Annotated in this window: 1 protein-coding gene; it reads right to left on the reverse strand. The window is 54.7% G+C overall.

All coding sequences use genetic code 11. From position 1 onward, the window contains the following. A partial coding sequence (locus tag PHH49_08480) for a hypothetical protein (GenBank protein ID MDD5488974.1) occupies positions 1-1,434 on the reverse strand: 1,434 nt, incomplete at its 3' end. Positions 1,435-1,458: the final 24 nt, after the last annotated feature.

Here is a 1,458-nt window from a genome sequence, read left to right on the forward strand (position 1 = left end):
ATTCTCCAGGTAAGCCAGTTGTTTGGTGAACTCATCGAACGGTATCCCTTTTCTCGCGGCTTCCTTAAGTGACATGCCCGGGTTGGTCATAGCGGCCATTACCCTCAGCGTCTTGAACATCCTGTCAAGCACAAGGCCTTGCTTCAGGCCCCTGGCAACTTCCGTGTTAAGGACCTGCCGTTCGGTCAGTGAATGCTCTCTTTTGTAGCTCATGACAGCTGTCGCATAGAATGAGGGATACAGACCGGAGTTCTTGGCGTCCGGATCGTTTAATAGCTCATCTACGGACATCGCTTCGTAAGAACCGAAGGTCCTGTCAAGCACGGGCCTCATGGCCTGTAAAAGCGGCAGTATCTTTTCGCACTCATCCAGGGTAAGACCCTGTGTTATCATGTACTGGTAGAAGAACCCGCCTCTCGTCGCGTCGTAGACCTTGTCTACCCCGGAAGGAGCCCTAACAACTTCGCCCTTACGCCTGCCTTCGAGAAGTCTACCCACCATGTCGTCCACGGAGAACTTGCCTATGGAGTCCTCTACCCCCATCGTCCTGACCGCGTTATCGAACATGCCGTTCCTTATCTTGGCCATTTCGCGCAAATACAATACGGCATCCCCGTCCGCCTGGTACCTCTGCCAGTCATCCAGCAAGCCCCTGAGATTGAGCATAGGACGATGGCCCCAATTATCGAACTTAGCCGGGCTGCCGGCCATTATCCATTCGTCGACCGCCACAGCCTGCATCTGGTCGGCGTACATCAGTATCTTGGGAAGGTCCGGCAAGACCTCGGTCATACTGTACACTTCCTTATACGGCCTTACATCGCTGATCAACAGGAACATATAGGACGGCATCGTCGTTCCGCGCCTATCGAGCTCTCTCTTTATGACGCTTATCCATGAAGCAACACCTCTTACATGCTCCGCCGCCCTTCTGGGTGTCATCCTGTGCGTGGAACAGAGGTCCGCCCATATGGAATCCCACTGTGCCTTAGATATGCTCTTGTCGAGTTCCTTCATTTCATTGGGATATGATTTGCGCAGTTCATCCAGTAGCACCGTTACGGACGCCGATACATCCTTGGGGGTCACATGGCTGCGCACATTAGGCGCCACGGTCCTCCTGTCTTTCCAAACATCTATGCCGTATATCTCTCTGGTAAGCGCGACCGGTCCGACCTTACCGCCATCATAGACCAGCCTGATCTCATATCCCACTTCCTCTCCGTTATCGATTATCGGGAAACGTACGAACCATATGTTCTCTCCCGGTTTCTTGACGAGCACTCTGGGCTGTCTGCTGACCGGGACTTCCGCGCCTGCCGGAACGACCCGGGTCTCGGCGGGAACCGCGGCGGAGGGTTTGATGTCCGCCGCCGGAACGGTCTTTCTGGCGCCGTCTATGAACGCCTTGTCCCTCTGCCAGTATCCGTTCATGAGAGGCAGTCCGTCCTTAAGCCT

The organism is Candidatus Omnitrophota bacterium (genome assembly GCA_028715965.1).
GTDB lineage: Bacteria > Omnitrophota > Gorgyraeia > Tantalellales > Tantalellaceae > JAQUQS01.